The organism is Pseudorhodobacter sp. MZDSW-24AT (assembly GCF_002794355.1).
Lineage (GTDB): Bacteria > Pseudomonadota > Alphaproteobacteria > Rhodobacterales > Rhodobacteraceae > Pseudotabrizicola.
On the sequence record NZ_PGOI01000001.1, the window covers coordinates 302,098 to 321,553 of the forward strand.

The 19,456-nt window shown below is 66.7% G+C and carries 15 protein-coding genes; 9 read left to right on the plus strand and 6 right to left on the minus strand.

Annotation, left to right across the window (positions count from 1 at the left end):
* The first annotated feature begins 2 nt into the window (after positions 1-2).
* Together mdoH and CUR21_RS01480 are read left to right on the plus strand one after the other, a co-directional pair.
* Entirely contained in the window at positions 3-1,778 is a 1,776-nt protein-coding gene (gene mdoH / locus CUR21_RS01475; protein ID WP_232622640.1) for a glucans biosynthesis glucosyltransferase MdoH, read from the plus strand.
* Entirely contained in the window at positions 1,771-2,916 is a 1,146-nt protein-coding gene (locus CUR21_RS01480) for an OpgC family protein (protein ID WP_157791913.1), read from the plus strand. Before mdoH ends, CUR21_RS01480 begins: the two co-directional genes overlap by 8 nt.
* Positions 2,917-2,976: 60 nt before the next feature.
* On the opposite strand, the gene lepA is transcribed toward CUR21_RS01480, so the two are convergent.
* Positions 2,977-4,776, minus strand: a complete 1,800-nt coding sequence (gene lepA, locus CUR21_RS01485) for a translation elongation factor 4 (protein WP_198431583.1) — start codon at positions 4,774-4,776, stop codon at positions 2,977-2,979.
* Positions 4,777-5,135: 359 nt separating this feature from the next.
* Between lepA and CUR21_RS01490 the strand changes: the two genes are divergently transcribed.
* The gene (locus CUR21_RS01490) at positions 5,136-5,447 is read left to right on the plus strand and encodes a hypothetical protein (protein WP_100195280.1); all 312 of its coding nucleotides are present in this window, start codon (positions 5,136-5,138) and stop codon (positions 5,445-5,447) included.
* Positions 5,448-5,571: 124 nt separating this feature from the next.
* Here the strand turns inward: CUR21_RS01490 and rpmB are convergent, their stop codons facing one another.
* Both rpmB and hrpB read right to left on the minus strand, forming a co-directional pair.
* Positions 5,572-5,859 (minus strand): 50S ribosomal protein L28, encoded by a 288-nt coding sequence (rpmB, locus tag CUR21_RS01495; protein ID WP_100195229.1) that lies wholly within the window; start codon positions 5,857-5,859, stop codon positions 5,572-5,574.
* Between the two features lie 354 nt (positions 5,860-6,213).
* A complete protein-coding gene (hrpB, locus tag CUR21_RS01500; protein ID WP_100195281.1) occupies positions 6,214-8,643 on the minus strand; it encodes an ATP-dependent helicase HrpB in 2,430 nt (809 codons plus the stop codon).
* Between the two features lie 236 nt (positions 8,644-8,879).
* Between hrpB and meaB the strand changes: the two genes are divergently transcribed.
* From meaB to CUR21_RS01520, 4 genes are all read left to right on the plus strand, one after another.
* Positions 8,880-9,857, plus strand: a complete 978-nt coding sequence (gene meaB / locus CUR21_RS01505; RefSeq protein ID WP_100195230.1) for a methylmalonyl Co-A mutase-associated GTPase MeaB — start codon at positions 8,880-8,882, stop codon at positions 9,855-9,857.
* 216 nt (positions 9,858-10,073) lie between these two features.
* Positions 10,074-10,289: a DUF1127 domain-containing protein gene (locus CUR21_RS01510; protein WP_100195282.1), complete on the plus strand. Its 216-nt coding sequence runs from the start codon at positions 10,074-10,076 to the stop codon at positions 10,287-10,289.
* Between the two features lie 215 nt (positions 10,290-10,504).
* On the plus strand, positions 10,505-11,698 hold the full coding sequence (locus CUR21_RS01515) for an MFS transporter (protein WP_198431584.1): 1,194 nt from the start codon (positions 10,505-10,507) through the stop codon (positions 11,696-11,698).
* 96 nt (positions 11,699-11,794) lie between these two features.
* Entirely contained in the window at positions 11,795-12,340 is a 546-nt protein-coding gene (locus CUR21_RS01520; protein ID WP_100195284.1) for a hemerythrin domain-containing protein, read from the plus strand.
* Between the two features lie 54 nt (positions 12,341-12,394).
* Here the strand turns inward: CUR21_RS01520 and argF are convergent, their stop codons facing one another.
* Complete coding sequence (gene argF / locus CUR21_RS01525) at positions 12,395-13,321, minus strand: ornithine carbamoyltransferase (protein WP_100195231.1); 927 nt, start codon at positions 13,319-13,321, stop codon at positions 12,395-12,397.
* A gap of 82 nt (positions 13,322-13,403) precedes the next feature.
* A complete protein-coding gene (locus tag CUR21_RS01530) occupies positions 13,404-14,582 on the minus strand; it encodes an aspartate aminotransferase family protein (RefSeq protein ID WP_100195232.1) in 1,179 nt (392 codons plus the stop codon).
* Positions 14,583-14,942: 360 nt separating this feature from the next.
* Here CUR21_RS01530 and CUR21_RS01535 point away from each other — a divergent pair, with 360 nt between their 5' ends.
* Positions 14,943-15,551, plus strand: a complete 609-nt coding sequence (locus tag CUR21_RS01535; protein ID WP_100195233.1) for a GcrA family cell cycle regulator — start codon at positions 14,943-14,945, stop codon at positions 15,549-15,551.
* Between the two features lie 116 nt (positions 15,552-15,667).
* Here the strand turns inward: CUR21_RS01535 and CUR21_RS01540 are convergent, their stop codons facing one another.
* Positions 15,668-17,686: an AsmA family protein gene (locus tag CUR21_RS01540; RefSeq protein ID WP_100195234.1), complete on the minus strand. Its 2,019-nt coding sequence runs from the start codon at positions 17,684-17,686 to the stop codon at positions 15,668-15,670.
* Positions 17,687-17,949: 263 nt separating this feature from the next.
* Here CUR21_RS01540 and rimO point away from each other — a divergent pair, with 263 nt between their 5' ends.
* Positions 17,950-19,335 (plus strand): 30S ribosomal protein S12 methylthiotransferase RimO, encoded by a 1,386-nt coding sequence (rimO, locus tag CUR21_RS01545; protein WP_100195285.1) that lies wholly within the window; start codon positions 17,950-17,952, stop codon positions 19,333-19,335.
* The last annotated feature ends 121 nt before the right edge of the window (positions 19,336-19,456 follow it).

Consider the following 19,456-nt stretch of genomic DNA (forward strand, 5'->3'; position numbering starts at 1 on the left):
AGATGACGGCGCGTCCGGGCTCGGCTCCGGTGGCCGAACAGCGCCCCGCCGCCGCGCGGGCGGTGGCGCTCGTGGCCAGCCTGACAGCGGCCATCGCGGCGGGCATGGTGTTCCTGACCTATGGCGCCGCCGATGGCGTCTCGTCGCTCGATATCCTGCGCAGCGCGCTGATCATCCTGTCCACTTGGTGGCTGGCTTGGGGCGCGGCCACGGCCTTGCTCGGTCTGGCCACGCGGCGCGCCCCCGCCATGCCCCGCCACAGCGGCCCGATCCGCGGCAAGACCGTGGTGATCGTGCCCGTCTACAACGAAGATCCGGTCGCCACCTTCACCCGCATCGCCGCGATGGACGATTCCTTGCGCGCGGCGGGCGATCCGGCGCAGGTCGATTTTGCCATCCTCTCCGACACCCGCGATCCGGGGGTGGCTGAGGCTGAAACCCGCTGCTTTGCCCGTCTCGTCGCGCAGCAACACGGCGAAGGGCGCATGTTCTATCGCCGCCGCAGCGCCAATACCGGGCGCAAGGCGGGCAATATCGAAGAGTTCATCACCACCTCGGGCGCGGCATGGGATTACGCGATCATCCTGGATGCCGACAGCCTGATGGAAGGCGCGACGATGATCGAAATGATCCGCCGCATCGAAGCCGACCCGTCTCTGGGCCTTTTGCAAACCCTCCCGCGCGTGATCCGCGCCCGCTCGATCTTCGGGCGCGCCATGCAATTCGCAGCCGCCTTCCACTCGCCTGCCTTTGCGCGCGGGCTGGCCGCCATGCAAGGCCGCTCTGGCCCTTTCTGGGGCCACAATGCCATCGTGCGGGTGCGGGCTTGGGCGCAAAGCTGCGGCCTGCCCGAGCTGTCGGGACCGCCTCCCTTTGGCGGCCATATCCTCAGCCATGACTCGGTCGAGGCCGTGTTGCTGGCACGGGCCGGATGGACGGTGCGGCTGGATGACGACCTGACCGGAAGCTATGAAGAAGGCCCCGAGAATATCCTTGACCACGCCAAGCGCGACCGCCGCTGGTGTCAGGGCAACTTGCAACACGCCAAGATTCTCGCCGCCCCCGGCCTGCTGGGATGGAGCCGCTTTGCCCTGTTTCAGGGCATTTTCGCCTATCTGGCCCCGGTGATCTGGCTGGTCTTCATCGCGGCTTCGATCGCCGCGATCCCCGCCACCGGACAACCCGATTACTTCCCGCTGGAACATTGGCGCTTCCCCGTCTTCCCCAATGATGAAACGCCCAAGGCCATCGGGCTTGCGGTCGGGATTTTCGGGCTTCTGGTGATGCCCAAACTGCTGGTGGTGCTGGACGCCATCTTCACCGGGCGCGCGCGACAGTTCGGCGGCGCGGGCCAAAGCCTGCGGGCGGTGCTGTCGGAACTGGCGCTTTCCTCGCTCTTTGCGCCCGTGCTGCTGGCCTTCACCACCCGCTCTGTGCTGCAAGTCGTCTCGGGCCGCGACGGCGGCTGGCCCAGCAACAACCGCGATGCCAGCGGCCTGACATGGGCCGAAAGCTGGCGCGCCGGGCGCTGGATCACCCTGTGCGGGGCCTTGGGGCTCGCCTTGACCCATACCGTGGCCCCCAACCTCACGCTGTGGCTGCTGCCTGTCACCGGCCCCATGCTGCTGGCCCCGCTGCTGATCTGCTGGACCTCGCGCCCGGCCAAACCCGGCCAATTCCCGGTGCCCGCCGATCGCCACCGCCCCGAGATCGTGGCGCGCCACGATGCGATCCTCGACCACTGGACCCGCACCACAAGGGAGCGGCAGGTTGCCTGATCTTCCCCACCAGCGCGATCAGCGGATAGACCTGTTTCGGGGCATCGCGCTGGTGATGATCTTCATCAACCACATTCCCGGCACCCTCTGGGAAAACTTCACCTCGCGCAACTTCGGCTTTTCCGACGCGGCCGAGGGTTTTGTGCTGATGTCGGGGATCGCCGCCGGGCTCGCCTATGGCCCGGCCTTTCTGAAACGCCAACCGCTGTGGCCTGCCACGCTGCGGCCTTGGCGCCGCGCGCTGACGATCTGGGCGGTGCATGTGCTGGTGGTGGCGCTGGTGCTGGCGCTGTTCTTGGCACTGGCCGAGCATCCGGCCATCGCCGAGATGGCCAAACGCCGCAACATCCTGCCAGCGATCCAAGATCCGGCCAGCTATCTCTTGCCGCTCACCCTGTTGTCCCATCAGTTCGCCTATGCCGACATCCTGCCGATGTATGTGGTGCTGATGGTCGTCGCCCCCGGCATCCTGTGGTGCGCCGTGCGCGCGCCGGGGTGGACGATGGCGGCCTCGCTCGCGCTGTGGTTCCTGATCGGGCTGCTCCGCATCCGGGTGCCGACCTGGCCGCTCGACAATGGCTGGTTCTTCAATCCGCTGGCATGGCAAGTGCTGTTCGTCGCCGGCATCCTGACCGGGCTCGCCCTGCGCCAGCGCCGCCGTCTGCTCCCCGTGCGGCCTTGGGCCGTCTGGCTTTCGGCGGCGGTGGTGATCGCAGCCGCCTTCTGGGTGCAGGTCCCGGTGATCGCGGCTTGGGGCGGACACGGGTTCTGGTTGCTGCACGAATACGCCGGCTTGCCGCCGGTGCTGACCGCCTTTGACAAAAGCTTCGTCTTTTTCCCGCGCCTGCTGCACATCCTTGCGCTGGCCTATCTCATCAGCGCCTTGCCTTGGCTGCGCACAGCGGCGGCACATCCGCGCCTCGCCCCGCTCACGCTGCTGGGCCGCCATTCGCTGCCGGTCTTTGCCTCCAGCACCGTGCTGGCCTATGGCGCGCAGGTCATCAAAGCGATGTCCCCGCCGTCACTGCTCTTGGACAGCGCGCTGATCGCCGCCGGACTGGCCATCCTTTTCGCCATCGCCGTGGTCCGCGACCGGCAGAAACCCCCAAAGGCCCCGGCCCCGGCCCCAGCACCCTAAATCGCCCCCTGCCCTGCCAAGCAAAACGGGCGCGGCCTCATGGCGCGCGCCCGTCTGTGATCAGCTGTCCATCTTCAAGGCCGAGATGAAGGCTTCCTGCGGAATCTCCACCTTGCCGAACTGGCGCATCTTCTTCTTACCCGCCTTCTGCTTGTCCAGCAGCTTGCGCTTGCGCGTCGCGTCGCCGCCATAGCACTTGGCCGTCACGTCCTTGCGCATCGCGCTCAGCGTTTCACGCGCGATCACCCGCGCGCCGATGGCGGCCTGAATCGGGATCTTGAACATATGGCGCGGGATCAGCTCTTTCAGCTTTTCCACCATCGCCCGCCCCCGCGATTCCGCCCGGTCCCGGTGCACCATCATCGACAGCGCGTCGACGGGTTCCTCGTTCACCAGAATCGACATCTTGACCAGATGATCCTCACGATACTCACTGATCACATAGTCAAAGCTGGCATAGCCCTTGGTCACCGACTTCAACCGGTCGTAGAAATCGAACACCACCTCCGCCAGCGGCAGGTCATAGACCACCATCGCGCGGCTGCCGGCATAGGACAGATCCAGCTGAATGCCGCGCCGGTCCTGACAGAGCTTCAGAATATCGCCAAGGTAATCATCGGGCACCATGATGGTGGCCTTGATGCGCGGCTCTTCGATATGATCCACATAGGTCAGATCGGGCATGTCGGCGGGGTTGTGCAGATCGCGCACCTCGCCATCCTTCATATGCAGCTTGAACACCACGCTTGGCGCGGTGGTGATCAGGTCAAGATCATATTCCCGCTCCAGCCGGTCCCGGATCACCTCAAGGTGCAACAGGCCCAGAAAACCGCAGCGGAAGCCAAAGCCAAGCGCCGCCGAGGTTTCCATCTCGGAACTAAAGGACGCGTCGTTCAGTTGCAGCTTTTCAATCGCGTCGCGCAGATCCTCGAAATCATTGGCATCCACCGGGAACAGACCGCAGAACACCACCGGCTGTGCAGGTTTGAACCCCGGCAGCGGCGTTTCGCAGCCCTTCTTCTCAGAGGTGATGGTGTCGCCCACGCGGGTGTCACGCACCTGCTTGATCGACCCGGTCCAGATGCCAATCTCGCCCGGCCCCAGCTCTTCGATATCCACCATCTGCGGCTTCAGCACCGCCAGCTTGTCCACGCCATAGACCGCATTGGTCTGCATCATGCGGATGCGGTCACCCTTGCGGATCACACCGTCGATCACCCGGATCATCACGACCACGCCCAGATAGCTGTCATACCAGCTGTCCACCAGCATCGCCTTCAACGGCGCGTTGCGGTCCCCTTTCGGCGCGGGCAGGCGCGTCACGATCGCTTCCAGCACGTCCGGAATCCCCAAGCCCGACTTGGCCGAGATGTTGATCGCATCCGAAGCATCCAGCCCGATCACATCCTCGATTTGCGCCTTCACCCGCTCGGGCTCGGCCGCCGGCAGGTCGATCTTGTTCAGCACCGGCACGATCTCATGGCCCGCGTCCAAGGCCTGATAGACATTGGCCAGCGTCTGCGCTTCGACCCCTTGGCTGGCATCCACCACCAAGAGACTGCCTTCCACCGCCTTCATCGACCGGCTGACCTCATAGGCAAAGTCGACGTGGCCGGGGGTGTCGATCAGGTTCAGGATATAGGTCCGCCCATCCTTGGCCGGATATTCGATCCGCACCGTGTTGGCCTTGATCGTGATCCCGCGTTCCCGCTCGATCTCCATACTGTCCAGCATCTGCGCCTTCATGTCGCGCGCAGCCACCGTCCCGGTCAATTGAATGAGCCGGTCGGCAAGGGTGGATTTTCCGTGGTCGATATGGGCCACGATCGAGAAATTGCGGATGAGATCAAGCTGGGTCATGCGCGGCATATAGCCTGTAAATATGGGGGCGGGAAGAGGGTTGCCGCGTTTGCCGCAGGCAAGGATCACACGCGTCGAAATGCCCTGCCTCAGCCCGCTGATTCTCTGCCTTTCGCTGGGGTGCAGCCCCCGCGCGCGGGCCTTGTGCGGCCGTCTGGGCCGCCTCTCGCGGGGCAGCCGCCCCCTGATCTGGTGGCAGGGTGGCCGCTGACCGCAACCCCTGCCCCGGCCTTGGGCAATCCCCCGCTCAGCGCTGCCCCGGCATTGAAAAACGCGCCACGAATCGTCATGATCGTGCCACAAAAGCGACCAGAGGCGAGGGTGAACCCTCCCCACGGCAAAGAGGCAGATTACCGATGATGAAACCTGTTGTTCTGGCAGCTTGCGCCGCCATGCTGATGTCCCTGTCCACCGGCGCCGCCCTCGCCGGCCCGATTGAGCGCGCCTGTCTCAACTCCGACCGCAAGGCCGCCACCCGCCCTGTCTGCGCCTGTGTGCAGCAGGTGGCCGACATGACCCTGCGCGGCGGCGACCAGCGCAAGGCCGCCTCCTTCTTCAAGGATCCCGACCGCGCGCAAAAGGTGCGCATGTCCAAATCCGACAACGACAATGATTTCTGGCGCCGTTACAAGGCCTTCGGCGATCAGGCCGCCGCCTTCTGCGCCAGCTGAAGCCGCAAGGCCGGGCGCGCACGCCGCTGCGCCCGGCCCGGTCCGCCCCGCAAGGGCGCGCCGAACATGAAAAAACCCGCCACGCAGTTCTGCGGGCGGGTTTTCAAATGTCTGTCGAAAGCGATCAGGCCGCGGCCTGTGCCTTTGCGATCTCTTTCTTGATCTTCAGCGCGGTGCCCGACAGCTCTTCATCCTTGGCCTTGGCAAGGAAAGCGTCCAGCCCCCCACGATGGTCCACGGTGCGCAGGGCAGCCGCCGAAATACGCAGCTTGAACGACTGGCCCAGAATATCCGAGATCAGGGTCACTTCGTTCAGGTTCGGCAAGAAACGGCGACGCGACTTGTTGTTCGCGTGGCTGATGGTGTTACCGGTCATCGGGCCCTTGCCCGAGAGTTCGCAGACACGCGACATCGTCGTAATCCTTCAAGTCAACGCCGACACGGCGTAAGGTGCAAAAACAACAAGGCCCGCGCAGACGCGACCTCGAATTCGATGGCTGCGTTTACGCGCGATTGCCGCCCTCGTCAAGCGATTCACCCGTCCCCCGCCAAGAATTGGGCCGCTTCGGGCGCGCCCGGGCCTGACACGTCCCCCCCGCCCCATCCGTGGCAAGATGAGTATTTGGAAAAGGTGCAAGCCAAAGCGAGGCTCTTGTGCTTTTGCACCTTTCTTAAATACTCCCCGCGGAGCGGACGTCCGCAGGCGGTTGGCCGCAGGCCAGAGCCAAGACAAAAACAACGCGCGCGCCAGCGCGCACATTTGCCTTCACGTCCCCCGCGGCTTGGCGCGCAACGTGGGGGCGGCTTGGGTCGGGTCTTCCGGCCAAGGGTGGCGCGGGTATTGGCCGCGCATGTCCTTGCGCACCTCCGTATAGCTGTTCGCCCAGAAGCCCGGCAGGTCCAGCGTCACCTGCACCGGGCGGTGCCCGGGCGACAACAGCGTCACGCGCAGCGGCAGGCGCGCGGCCCCCACCGTGGGGTGGCGGGTCAGTCCGAACATCTCTTGCAGGCGTACCTCGATCGAGGGGTGGTCACCATCATAGTCAATCGGCACCCGACGCCCCAGCGGGGTTTCGAAATGGGCGGGCACCTGCGCATCGGTCTGCGCCATCCGCTCCCAGCCGATCAGGGCGCGCAACGGCTCGGTCAGGTCCAGTGCGCGCAAATCAGCGGCGCTGCGCTTGCCCGCCAGATGCGGCAGCAGCCAGTCTGCGGCGCTTGCCAGCAGGCTTTCATCATCCAGTTCGGGCCAATCGGCCCCCCGCGCCAGCGCCAGCCGCGCCCGCAGCCGCCGGGCCGACGCGCTCCAAGGCAGACCGATCTGGCGCAGCCCCTCCAGCGCCGCGCACGCCAACGCTTCGGGCGGGGCCTCGGGCCAGTGCCGCTCGGCCAGCACCAGCGCGCCAAAGCGTTCCTGTCGCCGCGCCAGCACCTTCCCTTCGCGCCGCGACCATCGGCAGACCTCTTCCCACGCGATCTGATCGGCGGAAAGCGCGCGCAGCTCGGCCTCCGTGAGGGCAAGCGCCTGCCGCACCTGCGCCTCGCGCGGGTCACCGTCCAGATCGGTGGCCACGATCAGCCGCGCGCCCGACAGCGAAAGCCCCGCCGCCATCGCCGCCCCCTTGCCGCCCGAGAGCACCCAGCGCGGCGCGTCACCGGCCCGGCGCAGCCCGATGCGGTCAGGATAGGCCAGCGCCGCGCGTTGCGCCGCCGAAAGATCCGCCCGCTGCGCCTGTGGCACCAGCCGCGCCAGCCGCCGTGCTTCGGAACGGATGCGGTCCAGCGTCGGGCGATGCGCCTCGGGCGGCGGGCGGTCGAGGGCGTTCAGCCGCGCCAGCAGATCAGGCCCCGCCCCCCGCAGCGGGTCGCGCTCGGCCAGCAGCGCCGCCAGCGGCGCGGCCTCGGGTCCCGCGATCACCAGCATATGCGCGAGCCGCGGATGCAGCGGCAGCGCCGCCAGCGCGCGGCCATGCGCGGTGATCGCCCCGCGCGCATCCAGCGCCCCCAGCCCGCGCAACAGCCCCTGCGCCTCGGCCAGCACGCCCGGATGCGGCGGTGTCAGGAACGGCAGGTCCACCGCCCCCCACAGCGCCAGCTCCAGCGCCAGCGGCGCCAGATCCGCCGCCTCGATCTCGGCGGGCGGAAAGGCCGCCATGCCCCCCTCTTCGCCGCGCGTCCACAGCCGATAGCAGACCCCCGGCGCCACCCGGCCCGCGCGGCCCCGGCGTTGCTCTGCCTCGGCCCGCGTCACCCGTTCCGTCACCAACCGCGACATGCCGGAGCCCGCATCAAAACGCGCCCGCCGCGCGCGGCCGCCATCCACCACCACCCGCACGCCCGGAATGGTCAGCGAGGTTTCGGCGATCGCGGTCGCCAGCACCAGCTTGCGCCCCGGCGCAGGGGCCAGCGCCGCCTGCTGGGCGGCAAAGTCCATTGCGCCAAACAGCGGGCGCAGGGTCATGCCCGGCATGCCCTGCACCTGCGCTTCCACCCGGCGGATTTCGCCTTCGCCGGGCAGAAACACCAGAATATCGCCTTCGGGCACCTCCTCCGCCGCCTGCCGGATCAGACCCGCCACCGCCGCCTCATAGCGCAGCGAGGCATCGGGCGGGCGCGGCAACCAGCGCGTCTCCACCGGAAAGGCGCGCCCTTCCGAGGTGATCAGCGGCGCATCCCCCATCAGCGCCGCCACCGGGGCCGCGTCCAGCGTGGCCGACATCACCAGAAGCTGCAAATCGGGCCGCAGCGCGCCGCGGATTTCAAGGCACAGCGCCAGCCCCAGATCGGCCTGCAAGGAGCGCTCGTGAAACTCGTCAAAGATCACCAGCCCCACGCCGGGCAGTTCGGCATCGGACTGGATCATCCGGGTCAGGATGCCTTCGGTCACCACCTCGATCCGGGTGGCGGCACTGGTGCGGGACTCGCCCCGGATGCGGTAGCCCACGGTCTGGCCCAGATCCTCACCCAGCGTTTCGGCCATGCGGGCGGCGGCGGCGCGGGCGGCAAGCCGCCGTGGCTCCAGCATCAGGATGCGGCCCGCGACCTGCTCCAAAAGCGCCAGCGGCACCCGCGTGGTCTTGCCTGCCCCCGGCGGCGCTTGCAGCACCGCCAGCCCCCCTGCCGCCATCGCGGCTTGCAGGGCGGGGATCACCTCATCAATCGGCAGTGCATCGGCGGTTGGCAGGGTGCGGGACATGATGCCGGGGTTAGGCCCAGAACCGGCGCAGATCAAGGCCCCGGCGCGACAGCGGCCCTGAAACGACACGGCGCCCTCAGCATCTCCGGCGCCTTTCGAACCCACACAGACATGCTCTGGCCTCGCCCCCCACGATAGGGCATGAAGGGCAGCAGACAGAACCCGATCTGCCCCCGGGGGCGGGACACCCCCGCAGACCGTGCCAGATCAACCAGATGTGACAGGTGGGCGCTGCGATGGACATGACCGAACTGGCCAAGGCCGTCATTGCGGGCGACCGCCGGGCCTTGGCGCGGGCGATCACCCGGGTCGAAAGCACGCGCGCCGATCACCGGGCAGAGGCGGTGGCGCTGGTGGCGCACGCCCGCGCCGCCGGACGGCAAGCGCTGCGCATCGGCCTGTCGGGCACGCCGGGCGTCGGCAAGTCCACCTTCATCGAAGCCTTCGGCATGATGCTGGTGGCCAGCGGCCTGCGGGTGGCGGTGCTGGCGGTGGACCCAAGCTCCGCCCGCTCGGGCGGGTCGATCCTGGGCGACAAAACCCGGATGGACCAGCTCAGCCGCGCACCGGCCGCCTTCATCCGCCCCTCGCCCAGTCAGGCACAGATGGGCGGCGTGGCACGCCGCTCGCGAGAGGCGGTGGCGCTGTGCGAGGCCGCAGGCTTTGACGTGGTGCTGATCGAAACCGTCGGCGTGGGCCAGTCGGAAACCGTGGTGGCCGAGATCTGCGATCTGTTCATCCTGCTGCTCGCCCCGGCGGGGGGGGATGAGTTGCAAGGTGTCAAGCGCGGCATCATGGAAATGGCCGATATGATTCTGGTCAACAAGGCCGATGGCGATCTCAAAGCGGCGGCAATGCGCACCCGCGCCGATTACGCTGGTGCCCTGCACCTCTTGCGCCGCCGCCCGCATGATCCCGAAGGCTTCCCCAAGGCGGTCTGCGTCTCGGCGGTGGAAACCACCGGACTGGCCGAGGCTTGGGCCGACATGCAGGCCCTTGCCGACTGGCGCAAGCAGAACGGCCATTGGACGACGCGCCGCGCTCAACAGGCCCGCCACTGGTTCGGGGAAGAGGTGCGCCAAGGGCTGCTCGCGGTGCTCGACCGGGAACCGGCCAAGGGCGCGATGGCCGCTTTGGGGGCAAAGGTCGCGGCGGGGGATCTGTCGCCCGAGGCCGCCGCGCTGCACATGCTGGCCGCTTTGGGCCGGCAGTGACGTCATGACGTAAGCCATACGCAGGCCAGACGCGGGCCAGACACCAACCATACCGCAGCCGCAGCGCCGCGACCCCGTAAAGCCATGCACCCGGCGCATAGCGGCTTTGGCCAATCGCTGGATTGTGCAGGTGCAGCAAAAGCCCCATGTTAGCGTCAACGGAAAAGGCGGATGGGCCGCCTTGACCGATCCGAAGATGAGAAAGAGGATATGAAAATGGCTTACACGAACACGCAAACGGTTGCTGGCATTCAGGTCGGCGGATGGATCGGCGATGTTCTGGCCAAGTGGACTGTGGCCCGCGAACGTCGCGCGGTCTATCTGCAAACCCTGAACGAATTGTCGGCGATGTCCGACCGCGATCTGGCCGACATCAATGTCGCCCGCGTGTCGATCCAAGACATCGCGCACGAAGCCGCTTACGGCAAATAATCCACTGCCGAAAGGCAGTTCCGGCCTCCTGAAGGCGCTCTCCTCCTCCCTGCGCCAACAGGCATTGCGGCGAACCGGTCCTCCCCCGGTTCGCCGTTTTCATTTTCTGCGTCGCGCACACAGCTGTTAGCGCTGACATAATCTGTGAAGCGGCGGGGGCTTCCCGTGCGCGGCGCTGCGGTTTACCCAAGCGCACAGCAAGGGAGACCAGATCCATGACGATGACCGAAGCGCGGCGCGCCCGCTGGGCAGTGGCCATGATGTTCGCCGCGGCAGGATTCGTGATGGGGGCTTGGGCACCGCAGATCCCGCTCTTGCTGCCGCGCCACCAGATCACCGAATTCACCCTTGGCCTGTTGATCCTTGTGCTGGGCGTGGGCGCGGTGGGCGCCATGCTGTTCACCGGTCGTCTGATCGGACGGCACGGCTCGGTTGCGGTGCTGCGCGTCTTTGCGCTGTCTTCCGCCGCCGCGCTGCCAATCGTGGTCTTCTCCCCCTCGCTTGTGGTGCTGACGCCTGCCATGGCGCTTCTGGGCGCGCTGATCGGCTGCATGGATGTGGCGATGAACGCCAATGCGGTCGAGGTCGAGCGCCGCCTTGGCCGCGCCATCATGTCCTCCAGCCACGGCTTCTGGAGCCTTGGCGGATTTGTCGGCGGCTCTGCAGGGGCTTGGGTGATCTCGCTTTGGGGGGCCGAGGTGCAGGCGGTTCTGGTGGGCGTGGCCACGGCGGTGGCCGTTCTGGCCACCTTGCCTTTCCTGCGCGGAGAGGCCCCTGCCCCGGCAAGTGCCGCTCTGCCCGGTGAAAAGACCGTGCTCCTGCCCCGCGCCGCAGGCCTGTGGCTTCTGGGGGCGCTGGCGCTGTTCTCCATGGTGCCCGAAGGCGCGGTGCTGGATTGGGCCGCGCTCTATCTGCAAAAGGATATGGGCTCGGATGTCTTCCGCTCGGGCCTTGGCTTTGCCTTCTTTGCGGGGGCAATGGCCCTGATGCGCTTCGCGGGGGATTCGGTCCGCAACCGCTTTGGCGCGGTGCTGACGCTGCGGGTGTCGGGCCTGCTGGCGGCGGCAGGGATGATGCTGGCCGCTCTGGCGCCCAACGATACGCTGGCGATCGCCGCGTTTTTCGTCACCGGGCTCGGCGTGGCAAACATGGTGCCCATCCTGTTCTCGGCCGCCGGGAATTACCCCGGCGTCGCGTCCGGCACCGCGATTTCCGCCGTCACCATGGTGGGCTACGCGGGCATTCTGGTGGCCCCGGCCAGCATCGGCTTCGTGGCCGAGGCCATCGGCTTTCGCGTGACCTATGCAGTGCTGTCGCTGCTGCTGATCATCGTGGCCCTCTTTGCCGGCCGAACCGCGGGCGCCGACGAAGTGCAAGCCGTGCCCGCCCCCGCCCCCCGCACCACCTGATCCGGCCAGTCAAAGCCTGCCTCTCTGCCTGCTCTGGCCGCCTGTGCTGTACGCAAGGCACCTTGATGACCGCCCTGAATGCGATATGTGACGCGCATGTCCCATGATCTCGACCAGCGCGACCGCCTGCCGCCCGACCTTGTCACCCTGCTGGCCGACTGGCCGCGGGATCGCTGGTCGGACGTGCCGGAATTCGAAGGGCTGGCGGCCTTCTGGCTGGACCGGCACTTGGGCTTTCGGGACCTGATGTCCGGCCTGCGGCTGGATGCGCAGCATGTGGCCGATGGCCTCATGGACCCACAGCGCTGGCAAGGTCGGCTGCTCCGGGGCGGCGAGCAGCTGGTGCAAGGGCTGATCGGGCATCACCAGATCGAGGATGCCAGCTATTTCCCCGCCATGCTGCAGCTTGAACCCCGGCTCGCGCGCGGCTTTGATCTGCTGGACGCCGATCACCATGCGCTGGACGGGTTGCTGGACGGCTTTGTGACCAGCGCCAATGCCGCCCTGCAGGCCCCTGATGCGCGCGCGGCGGCCCTTGCGTTCCACGCATGCCTCACCCCGTTTGAGCGCCAGCTGACCCGGCATCTGGAAGACGAAGAAGACTTGATCATCCCCGTCATCCTGAAACACCAGATGCGCTAGCCCGCGCCCCTCGGCCGCGGTTACCCGGTCCGGCCACCGGCAGGCGCGGGGGACCTATTTTCCCAGACACCAGCGCATGATGGCCTTTTGCGCATGCAGGCGGTTCTCTGCCTCGTCGAAGATCACCGAATGCGGTCCGTCCATCACGGCGCTGGTTGCCTCGTCATTGCGATGCGCGGGCAGGCAATGCATGAACAGACTGTCGGGCTTGGCCTTTGCCATCAAGGCTTCGTTCACCTGATAGCCGCGCAGCTGATTGTGCCGCCGCTCCTTGGCGGATTCGGGATCATGCATGCTGACCCAAGTGTCGGTGACCACCAGATCCGCCCCGATCACCGCCGTGTGCGGATCACGCTCGATCTGCACATCCGACCCCTTGGCGCGGGCGAATTGCACGAACTTTTCTTCCGGGTCGAGTGTTTCCGGCCCGGTGAAGGTGAAGTCGAACCCGAACTGCCCCGCCGCATGCAGGAAAGAGCCGCAGACATTGTTGCCATCCCCTGCCCAGACCACCTTTTTCCCGGCGATCGGGCCGCGATGCTCTTCATAGGTCATCACATCGGCCATGATCTGGCACGGATGCGTGCGGTTCGTCAGACCATTGATCACCGGCACGGTGGCGTGCTCGGCCATCTCCAGCAAGGTGGCCTCTTCAAAGGTGCGGATCATGATGAGATCGACATAGCGCGACAGCACGCGGGCGGTATCGGCGATGGTTTCGCCATGGCCCAGCTGCATTTCCTTGCCCGAAAGCACCATGGTCTGCCCCCCCATCTGGCGCACGCCCACATCAAAAGAGACGCGGGTGCGGGTCGAGGGTTTTTCAAAGATCAGCGCCACCATGTGACCGGCCAAAGGCTGGTCATCATCGGGCGCCCCGCGTGGACGCCCCCCGCGCGCGGATTTCATCGCATGGGCCGAGTCGATCATGGTTCTGAGTTCGGCGGCGTCGGTTTTGTGGATATCGAGAAAGTGATTCATATCATTTCGTTTCTTTGGCGGAACGCGCCGGGGGCTGTCTGCCCCCGGACCCCCGAGAGTATTTGTCAAAGGTGCAAGCGGATCAGAGAGCCGCTTCCAGATCGGTGGCGGTGGCGTCGAGGCGGGCGAGCGCCTCGGTGATGTCAGCCTCGGGGATGTTGAGCGCGGGCAGAAGGCGCAGGACATTGTCAGCAGCGGCGACGGTGAGGATGTGGCGACCGTAGCCTGCTTTCACCACATCGCCATTGGGCACCACGCATTTCAGGCCAAGGATCAGGCCTTGGCCCCGCACCGCCTCGAACACCTTGGGGTGACTGGCCACGATCCCTTCCAGCCCTTGCCGGAACTGAGCGGATTTCTGGCTGACCGCGTCGAGGAATGCCGGGTCCGAGACGATTTCGGTGACCGCGGCCCCGATGGCGCAGCCCAAGGGGTTGCCGCCATAGGTGGAGCCATGGCTTCCCGCTGTCATCCCCGAGGCCGCGGCTTCGGTGGCCAGCACCGCCCCCAAAGGAAACCCGCCGCCGATGCCCTTGGCCACCATCATGATATCGGGGGTGATCCCCGCCCATTCATGCGCGAAAAGCTTGCCGCTGCGCCCCATCCCGCATTGCACCTCATCGAAGATGAGCAAGGTGCCGGTCGAGTCGCACAGATCGCGCAGGCCTTTCAGGCATTGGTCCGGAACCACCCGGATGCCGCCTTCGCCTTGGATCGGCTCGATGATCACCGCGCAGGTCTGATCGGTGATGGCAGCACGGATCGCCGCATGATCGGCCCATTTCACTTGCGTGAAGCCCGGCATCAGCGGTCCGTAACCCTTGACCATCTTCTCGGACCCGGCGGCGGCAATCGCCCCGGTGGAGCGGCCGTGGAAGGCGCCTTCCACGGCCACGATCTGCGTCCGCTCGGGATGACCGGCCTCGTAATGGTGCTTGCGTGCCATCTTGATCGCCAGTTCCGCCGCTTCGGTGCCGGAATTGGTGAAAAAGACCGTGTCGGCGAAGGTGCGCGCCACCAGCATCTCGGCCAGCCGCTCTTGTTCGGGGATGGTGTAGATGTTGGACACATGCCACAGCTTTTGCGCCTGCGCGGTCAGCGCCTCGACCAAGGCCGGATGCGCATGCCCCAGCGCGTTCACCGCGATGCCCGCGCCCAGATCCAGATATCGGCTGCCATCCTCGGCCGTCAGCCAGCTGCCCTCCCCCGAGACAAAGGCGAGCGGCGCGCGGTTATAGGTGGGCAGAACGGCGGAAATCATGGCACATGCCTTTCGAGATCTGGCGGACCGGGGGCGCAAGGACGTCCCGGCTTGAAAGCGGGAGACCAAGGCGTAACGGGTGGCCGTGGGGGGTGTCAATCTGGGGATGGCCCAAAGGGGATAACCCTTGCGCGCCGGGCCAAGCGCGATCAGCCGCTCAGAAGCGTCGGGGACGTCGGATCAAGGCGTGCCGCTGGGTCATGCTGCGCTGTTAGGCGAAGTTTTCGGGCCTGTAAACGGAAAACTGAAGCCGCCGCCCGCTGGCCAGCGCTTGATCTTCCCCCTGTCTGCTTGTATCCCGTGCCGTCGCGGTTACAATGCGCGACAGCACCTTTCGGCAGCCCCAAAGCGGAGATCACCATGTCCTGGACGGATGAGCGGGTTGAAACGCTCAAGAAGATGTGGGCCGAAGGCCAGTCGGCCAGCCAGATCGCCAAGGAACTGGGCGGCGTCACCCGCAATGCGGTGATCGGCAAGGTCCATCGTCTAGGCCTGTCAAACCGGGTGGGCGGCGGCAAGGACGAGGCCGAGGATGAAGCGCCGGTCGTGGCGGCCAAGCCGGAACCGGCGGCGCGCCCTGCACCAGAGCCCCGCCCGGAACCGGCAACCACCGCCGCACGCCCCGCGGCAGAGCGGCCTGCCACGGCGAGCCCCGCCGCGCCGTCGAATGTGATGCCGCTGCCGATCCGCAAGGCGATCATTCCGGCAGGTCAGCCGCTGCCGCCGCAGCCCTCCGCCAATGAAATCAGCCCCGAGGCGCTGGCGTCGGTGCGCGAGGTGGAAAAGCACGCCAAACGCCTGACGCTGATGGAGCTGACAGAACGCACCTGCAAATGGCCGATCGGCGACCCGGCTACCGATGATTTCTGGTTCTGCGGCCTGCCGAGCCTGCCCGGCAAGCCCTATTGCGAAGCCCATGTCGGGGTTGCCTTCCAACCGATGAGCGCGCGGCGCGACCGTCGCCGCTAAGTCTTGCGCAGGGCGGGTTCACGCACCCGCTCTGCCGCCGCTTAAGACCGGGCCGAGCGCCCTCTTCCCTCCGCTTCTTCCAATCCCGAAGCCTCGGCGCCCCAGAGGCGAGGTGGTCAGTTGCCGCTGCCCAGCAACCGCTCCAGCAAGCGGCCGGTTTCGGCGCCTAGCGCCTCTTGGGCGCGGCGGCGGGCCGCGTCTTCCAGACTTTCGCCCTCTTGCGCCACGATCCCCAGCTCTTCCTCGGCCCGGCGCGCAAGCTCTGCCCGCGCCCGGGCCTCGGCCTCCGCCGCCTCGAGCTTGGCGCGTTCCTCCAGCGCGCGGGCCTGTTCTTCAAAGCGCTCACGCGCCAAGGCCTCCAGATCCAGCCGGAACCGCGGGCTGGCCCATGGCCCGGTGATCAACAAGGGCACCATCACGCCGCCGCTGCCATCCACCGCCGCCAGCGCCACCGGGCGCAGCCGGTAATCAAGCAGGCGCGCGCCCAGATCCACGGTGCCATCACCCGTCGCGGTGACATAAGGCGCGCGCAAGGACAGATCATCGTTCAAGAGAACTCCGTTCTCCATCGTGAAACTGCCGCTCACGCCGTCAAAGATCGTCCGCTGCCCTTCGCCCACATAGCCCAAATCCAGCGTGCGCAGCATCCCCGCCACATCCAGCCCACGCAGCTCGCCCTTGCCGAGGCTGAGCCGACCGGAACCTGACAGGCTGCGCATGATGGCATCCACCGAGTTGCCGACGCCCAGAAATTTCAAGGACAGATCCCCACTGCCGATCAGCCTGTCATAGCCACCCAGATCCATCAGCAAAGGCTGCATCGCCAGCCCCGCCAGCGTCAGATCGCCCCCGACCGACAGGCCAGAGCGACCGTTCACCACGAATTGGCCGCTGATGGTGCCCTGATAGGCCGCGATCTGGCGCAGATCAAACACCGCCCGGCCGCGGTCAATCGTGGTGGCAATGCGGGTGGCGCCGAACCTGACCACGCCCAGATCGACACTTTCGGCGCTCAGCGCGACCGAGGCATCCATTGCCCCCAGACCCGAAACATCAAGGGGCGCCACCGGCCAGCCCTCGGCCTGCGTGCCACCACGCGCGCCGCCCCCGATTTCGCCGCCCGTCCCGCCCATCGCCGCCGCAAGCCGCAGCGGTCCTGCCGTTAGCTGCGCGGTGAGCTTGGGCCGTTCGCCCGCTGTGGTCAGATCCGCCTCCACCGTCAGCCGGTTGTCGTCCAGCACCACTGTGCCACCGCGCAGATGCAGCGACTGCGCCTCGGTCACGGTCAGCCGCCCCGACGCCTCCACCCGGCCCGCCCCCAGACCTTGCGGCCGCGCGCCCGGCGTGGCCCCGATCAGACGCAGCGTCTCGGACAGATCGCCCAAGCGCGCCTCCAGCGCTCCCTCGACCGCCATCGGCGCCCAGCCAGCCCGGCCTGCAAAGCGCAGATCCGCCGCGCCCGCCTGCACTGTCAGCGCAACATCGCCCAGCTTGCCCTCAAGAAAAGGCGCGAAGTCGGCCAGCGCGAGCTGCGCCGCAAAAGGCTGCCCGTTCGTCACCGCTTTGAAATCGAACGCGGCCTCTCCCCGAAAGGCCGGAATGCGCGCCGTGCCCTCAAGGCCGCTCAATTCCACCCGCCGCCCTGTCGCATGATCGACATAGGTGAAACGCCCGCCCGTCACTTCGGCCAGATCCAGCGTAAAGGGGGTGCCCTCCCCGGCCATGCCGGGCGTGGCACTGCCACCGGCGCTGCCGCCAAACTCCCAATTCGCCTGCCCTTCTGCGTTGCGTTCCAGCACCACCTGCGGCGCATCCGCCTCGATCGCGGTGATGCGCACCTCGCCGCGCATCAGCGCCGTCAGATCCAGCGCGATTCTCAGCCCTTCGGCGCGCAGCATCTCGCCTTCCCGGCTCCACGTGGCGTTCGACACCGAAACCGGCCCGGTCTGCACGCCCAAAGTGGGGAAAAAGCTGGGCCGCACCGCGCCTTCCATCACCAGCTGCCGCCCGGTGATCTCTTCAAAGCGGTCTGCCGCCAGCCGGGCAATCTGTTCGGTGGGCATCAGCACCAGCGCGACCACCGCAAGAAAAACCAACAGCGCCAAAGCCAGAACCGAACGAAGCACCCAACGCATGACACAGCCTTCCTGCCGAACCTTGCCCCGAATCTACGCCGCAACCCGCGCCCGCCGCAACGCCCGCGCAAAGCGCCGCACAAGCCCCACCCCCCATCGGCGGCACATCGCCGAACCGCCCCCCCCCGTCAGGGTCATCGCCTCCAATGGCTTGCACCTTTTCCAAATACTCCCGCGCGGAGCGCATCTTGGCCAAAAGCGCCAACAACGACAGGCGCAAACCCCTCTATCGGGCCACCCGAAACACGGGTATAGAGCGGCGCATGTCGCAAAATCCGCCCAACCTCCGCCCCGATCTGGCCCCCAAACCCACCTTCACCGAGGCGCCCCGCCCCGGCCAGCCCACCATTGGCATGGTCTCGCTGGGCTGCCCCAAGGCGCTGGTCGATTCCGAACGCATCCTCACCCGGCTGCGCGCCGAAGGCTATGCGATCAGCCCCGATTACAAAGGCGCGGATGCGGTCATCGTCAACACCTGCGGCTTTCTCGACAGTGCCAAGGCCGAAAGTCTGGAGGCCATCGGCGAAGCCTTGCAGGAAAACGGCCGCGTGATCGTCACCGGCTGCCTTGGCGCCGAACCCGAATACATCACCGGCGCGCATCCGCGCGTGCTGGCCGTCACCGGCCCGCATCAATATGAAGCGGTGCTGGATGCCGTGCATGGCGCGGTGCCGCCTGCCCCCGATCCTTTCATTGATCTGCTGCCCGCCAGCGGCGTCAGCCTGACGCCCCGGCATTACAGCTATCTGAAGATTTCCGAAGGCTGCAACCACAAGTGCAAGTTCTGCATCATCCCCGACATGCGCGGCCGTCTGGTCAGCCGCCCGGCCCATGCCATCCTGCGCGAGGCGGAAAAGCTGGTCGAGGCGGGGGTGCGTGAGCTTTTGGTCATCAGTCAGGACACCTCGGCCTATGGGGTGGACCGCAAGCATGACCTGTCGCCTTGGAAAGGCGGCGAGGTGCGGGCCCACATCACCGATCTCGCCCGCGAGATGGGCAAGCTGGGGGCATGGGTGCGGCTGCATTACGTCTATCCCTACCCGCATGTGCGCGATTTGATCCCGCTGATGGCCGAAGGGCTGATCTTGCCCTATCTCGACATCCCGTTCCAACACGCGCATCCTGAAACGCTGCGGCGCATGGCGCGGCCTGCCGCTGCTGCCCGCACGCTGGACGAAATCGCCGCATGGCGCAGCCAATGCCCCGACATCACCCTGCGCTCGACCTTTATCGTTGGCTACCCCGGCGAGACCGAGGCCGAATTCCAAACCCTGCTCGACTGGCTGGACGAAGCGCAACTCGACCGTGTGGGCTGCTTCCAATATGAAAACGTCGCCGGTGCCCGCAGCAATGACCTGCCCGACCATGTGCCCGCCGAGGTCAAGCAAGACCGCTGGGACCGCTTCATGGAGAAGGCGCAAGCGATCTCGGAAGCCAAGCTCGCTGCCAAGGTGGGCCGCACCCTTCAGGTGATCGTGGATGAGGTGGATGCCGAAGGCGCCACCTGCCGCACCATGGCCGATGCGCCGGAAATCGACGGCAACCTCTTCATCGACGAAGGCTTCGAGTCGCTCGCGCCCGGCGATCTGGTGACGGTTCAGGTGGACGAGGCAGGCGAATACGACCTTTGGGGCCATCTGGGCCGCTGATCTGCGCGCGCCGGGCGGCGGATGCGTCTTGCGCCTTCGCCATTTTTCCGCAATGTCAGTGCCATGCAAGCCGCCCTTGCCAGCGGACCTTGCAAGGATGGCGCAGCACAGGAAGCGGAAC